We start from the raw sequence: 4,845 nt of genomic DNA, 5'->3' as shown, positions 1-4,845 counted from the left end.
CAACTACTTAGTAAGGGTGAAAGATTAGCCATGAAAAATGTAACTGGTACTGCTTTTATCGTTGCGGAATTTAGAGCAGAAGAGAATGAAGAGGCAATTCCTCTCTATACTGATCATGTAGTAAAAATCTGGCTGAATGAGGAAACAAAAAAAATAGCTAGCCACATAGCTCAAAGCTCTCCCGCCGCTAAAGAAATGGTTAAGTTGCGGACTAAATATTTTGATGATGTTTTGTCCAATCAAATTTTAGGAGGTTGCAAGCAAGTAGTTATTTTAGGTTCAGGCTTGGATACTCGCGCTGCTAGAATTAATGGCGAAAAAGTCACTTATTTTGAAATAGACGACCGCGCGACTCTTCAATTAAAAGAAGAAACTCTCAAAGCTAACAAAGTTACTGCGAATGTCCGCTACCTTCCCGGCGATTATGTAAAAGACGGTTTAATCCCCTTGCTGAAACAGAGTGAATTTGATTTCGCTCGACCGACATATTTTTTGTGGGAAGGCAACACTACTTTGGTTGACAAAAAAGATGTCATACTTGTGTTAGAACAAATTCGTGACAATGTTCATAATTTCCGATTGTCCTTTGATTATATGTCGGAAAAGGTGATTTTGAGAACGACGGGCTACCAAGATATCAATGATTACATAGATAAATACGAAAGTATGTATGCACCGTGGATTACTGGGTTTGAAAAGATTGCAACTTTGGCTGACGAACTCAATCTCAAAGTTATTGAAAACTTTTCGACTGCTGATTTACACGCACAATATCGCCCTGGCCGTTCGCTAGAATCTAATCTTTTTAAGTTCTATTTTGTCTGTACGTTAGAGAATACAGTAGGGTGCGTCAGTCAAGAGATTTGACTCAACTCACACAATTTGCTGCTGACACACCGCAGAGTACAGACGATCGCACTTTGTCTGTACGCTAGAAAATGCAGTAAGTAGTCGGACAAAAGTAAATAGCACGCTCATTAACTTTTGTTGCATAAGGGCACCGAGGCGATCGCCTCGGTGCGTGTCAAATTAAGGAAGTCGGGGCTCGGTTCCTTGTTTGGCGTGTATCAATGCTGTACCCTAATGCCTCCAAAAGAATTTGCCAATGTCTCAGGTAGGCTAAACTAGCAATTAACCAGCTTGACCGTGACGGCAGCAGGATTAGCCATCCTCTGTATCGTCTGGCCAAGGTCGAATCACTCCAATTATTCAAAGCTATGATTTTAGCGACAAAACAAATCATTGAAAAAAGCAATTACACCGAAGAAATTAAGGGAGTTGGAGAACAATTTGCAGCGATACAACAATCCTTAGAAAAAGCATTCCAATCTCAAGATGCTCTGGCACCAGAGGAGGCGCTTAGAGAGCTGCTGTCAATCTACGACCTTTATCTCCATATTGAATCAGAAAGCAATCCTTCTGAGAGACATAAAAGCTTAGAAGAACTTGAACGTAGCCTCGAAGCATTTAAGACAAAGTACAAAGACTTTGCCCCGAAGGAAGCTGTTGATGGCATAGAAAATGTACAACTTTGGGCTAAAATATCTAGAACAAGGATCTCTGCCCAATTATATATGCTTGCTGCATCTCTTGAAGACAACGAAGTAAAGCAACTAAGATTGTTTTACGCAGGACTCATTAATTTATTAGATATTGCAGAAAATTATCTAAGCTTCTTTACCAAAAGAGGTCGCGAATTAGCAAAAGATCTAGCTCAGACATTTATCAGCTATAAAACATTTGAAGATTATGCCAAGAAAAGACCAGCAGATGAAATCACCAGCCAAGCTATAGCCATAAGAAATGCAGCCAAAGCAATTTTGTGGGAAATTGATAGACACGACCGCCAAAAATTTTCGTATAAATCAATCTATGAAGAAGCCAACAATGCACTAAAAACAGATGATAAAGAAGACCTCCTTAAAACTCTGCGTTCCTGGCGTGAAGAGGATATTAACGAGCTTGAAAAGTTATCGGAAAACAAGCAACCTAACTCATGATTACGTTGATTTTTTTAGATACGGGTGTCGTCGGAAAACTCATACATCCCCTTGTTGACAAAGGCAAAAATAGGTTGCCTCAAAGCCCTGAAAGCGAAGTTAAGGAATCGATTAGAGAAGCAATTGAATGCAAGGAGTGGTTAGAGGGGCTAATAAATAAGGGATATCGTGTAGCTATATCCGAAATCGTAAACTATGAAGCAAGGCGCGAGCATATCAGACGAATCCGCGATCGCAAATCTGGATCAGAAGAGAAACAAAAAGCTCATAAAGCTATTGAAAAACTAGATGTGCTAATCGCAAAAAAAGGAGTTGCATATTTTCCAGTTACTTCCGAAGAGGGCAACGTAATGCAAGAAGCGGTTGAGCTATGGGCTTTTGCACACAATAATTCTTATGTAGCCTACGATGCAGACTTAATCATAGCCGCTCAAGCCGTCATTATTAAGAGAATAGGAATAGACGTAATCATTGCAACAACTGATACCGAAGACTTTAACCGATTGCTACAACAGCACCACATTGAAGCTAGACGCTGGAGAGATATTAAACCTTAGCTGAACTGTCTATCATTTAATTTTCCACTGTTTTTGTCCTAAAACTCAAGGGGCAAATCTCTAACAACTTAACTAATATCAGGAATCACAACCAAAATGTCATTATTAGAAGCACAGCAACTTACAATGCGATTCGGCGGTTTGACTGCCGTCAACCAGGTTAGTTTAACATTGGAAAAAGGCTCGATCGCCAGTTTGATAGGCCCCAACGGTGCGGGCAAAACTACTTTTTTTAATATGCTTACTGGCATCTATAAACCGAGTGGGGGGCAGTTGGTACTTGAAAATAAAAATATTACCGGTTTACCGCCCGATCGCCTGACCACTTTCGGCATTGCTAGAACTTTTCAAAATATCCGCTTGTTTAACAACATGACTGTCCTGGATAATGTTTTAGTAGGTAGACACTGCCGATTGAAAACAGGTTTGTTGGGTGCAATCCTCCGCCCTCCCGCTGCGATGATTGAGGAGCGGGAATCTAAAATAAAAGCGCTCACTATGCTTGATTTTGTCGGTTTAGGTGCTGCTAAAGCGTCGGAGTTGGCAAAAAACCTTTCCTACGGCGACCAGCGGAGATTGGAAATTGCGAGGGCTTTGGCTTCCGATCCTAAAGTGCTGCTTTTGGACGAACCTACGGCGGGGATGAACCCGAACGAAACGGCTGATTTAACTCGCTTTATTTATCGGATTCGCGATGAGCTGAATTTGAGTATTTTGCTGATTGAACATGATATGAAGGTGGTGATGGGAATTAGCGATCGCGTGAGTGTTATGGAGTACGGTACTAAAATTGCTGAGGGAACTCCGGCCGAAGTTCGCTCAGATCCCCGCGTAATTGAGGCATATTTAGGAAAAGAAGAAGATGGACATGGTTAATGGGTATTGTGTGCCGACAGATAAGTGAGGTCGGCAGTGTTTATCCTCGGAAGAAGCGATATAATGTTCTGCCAATTAACCGCAATAAAATTAGGGGCGGGTTTCACCAAAAATCTGTCTTTCAAACCGATAATATTTATCAACCCGCCCAGGGCGACAGCATTTTATAACGAGCAATTCAATGGAAACCATAAGATGTGCGCCTTGCACATCCTACGGATTTACATTTGGGGTTTTTCCTAAACTTTTGATTTGACTTCCGACATTGTTTTCTTGTGTTTTCTCTGCCTGACAAACAATCCTAAAAATATTGCAGTACCTAATACTGTGCTCGGTTCGGGAACTGCTTCTGCTTCTGCTTCTGCTTCTGTCTCTGCGATATTGTTCTTAACTTCTACTAACCTTAAGTTAGTGGCGCTGTTGAATGTCCGCGAATATACCCCAGAAGTGTACAGGAGGCTAGCTGCTGCACTTTCTTGAGCCAGAAAATTAAAGTTAATTTGTGTGGGTCTAAAGCTGTTGCTAACGAAGGCATCTGCATAAAAGCCACTAGAAGAGTCTAAACCGATGGCAAATTGAAAAGAGTCTAACAAAATGTTAGTAACAGTGTTAATCACGCCGAAAGATATACTCCCATTCGCCCTGGCGCGTTCGGATTGGGGGTTATTAACTGATGTTAAAAGAGCTAAAAATGTCTGAAAAGTGAAGGAAAAAGTTTCTTCAGCATCAATGAAGAAGTCGCCGATCACTGCTGCTTGACTTTGGGCGAAACCGGAATAGTTATTCCCGCTGCCTATGACTGCACTTTGCGAGAGATTTGCTGCCAGCAATTCGTGGCAGTTAGATATAAAAAATGCCTCAGCTTTCACTTTGCTAATGACTGCACCGTTGTTAGCTATTGTCTCAGCGTTAGTGTTAGTAGATGTACCTGTGTCAGTGGGTGCGTGACTGAAGTTGTCAATCGTTACTGCTGCTGCTGAACCTGCTATTGTGGCAGCACTGCTGGGCGCTATACCTACACTCAAGCTGGTTACTAAAGGAGTTGCTAATAAAAATGCGATCGCTCCGGTACTGTGATGTAATTTCATGGTAAATTTCCTTAAATTTGAAAAATTTTAAGTGCTGTTCTTGGTAATGTAGCGGTTGGTTTCGCTTACGTATTAATACTACCTATTTACTTAGAGATTTTTGTAAAGCTACTGTCAAGAAAGCTTGTGTTTAAGTAAAAATTATGTAAAGTTGGTCGCTACAGCTACTAAAAATACATTGTATGGGCGCTAAGGCTGGTGTTGACCTAAGTAAAATTACTGATTACTCTAAAAAAAGTTAATTTTAAATAAATGCAATAAAAATTTATAATTAGTCTGGATAATATAATAAAGCACAAAGCAGAAAGAGTAATTATGTTGGAA

The 4,845-nt window shown here is 40.7% G+C and carries 5 protein-coding genes; 4 read left to right on the top strand and 1 reads right to left on the bottom strand.

Features of this window, described 5'->3' with window-relative positions:
• The first annotated feature begins 30 nt into the window (after positions 1-30).
• The 4 genes from QUA38_RS27360 to QUA38_RS27345 all read left to right on the top strand — a co-directional run bounded on the left by QUA38_RS27360 (position 31) and on the right by QUA38_RS27345 (position 3,433).
• Positions 31-867: a class I SAM-dependent methyltransferase gene (locus QUA38_RS27360; protein ID WP_333167450.1), complete on the top strand. Its 837-nt coding sequence runs from the start codon at positions 31-33 to the stop codon at positions 865-867.
• Positions 868-1,217: 350 nt separating this feature from the next.
• Complete coding sequence (locus QUA38_RS27355) at positions 1,218-2,000, top strand: hypothetical protein (protein ID WP_333167448.1); 783 nt, start codon at positions 1,218-1,220, stop codon at positions 1,998-2,000.
• Entirely contained in the window at positions 1,997-2,557 is a 561-nt protein-coding gene (locus QUA38_RS27350; protein ID WP_333167446.1) for a hypothetical protein, read from the top strand. The genes QUA38_RS27355 and QUA38_RS27350 overlap by 4 nt, the downstream gene beginning before the upstream one ends.
• 96 nt (positions 2,558-2,653) lie before the next feature.
• Entirely contained in the window at positions 2,654-3,433 is a 780-nt protein-coding gene (locus tag QUA38_RS27345; RefSeq protein ID WP_333162980.1) for an ABC transporter ATP-binding protein, read from the top strand.
• Positions 3,434-3,672: 239 nt separating this feature from the next.
• On the opposite strand, the gene QUA38_RS27340 is transcribed toward QUA38_RS27345, so the two are convergent.
• The gene (locus QUA38_RS27340) at positions 3,673-4,521 is read right to left on the bottom strand and encodes a PEP-CTERM sorting domain-containing protein (protein WP_333167444.1); all 849 of its coding nucleotides are present in this window, start codon (positions 4,519-4,521) and stop codon (positions 3,673-3,675) included.
• Positions 4,522-4,845 lie beyond the last annotated feature (324 nt).

The organism is Microcoleus sp. Pol12B4 (genome assembly GCF_036701385.1).
Classification (GTDB): domain Bacteria; phylum Cyanobacteriota; class Cyanobacteriia; order Cyanobacteriales; family Microcoleaceae; genus Microcoleus.
The sequence above is the reverse complement of the archived record's forward strand: the minus strand, read 5'-3'. Positions and strand labels throughout refer to the sequence as shown.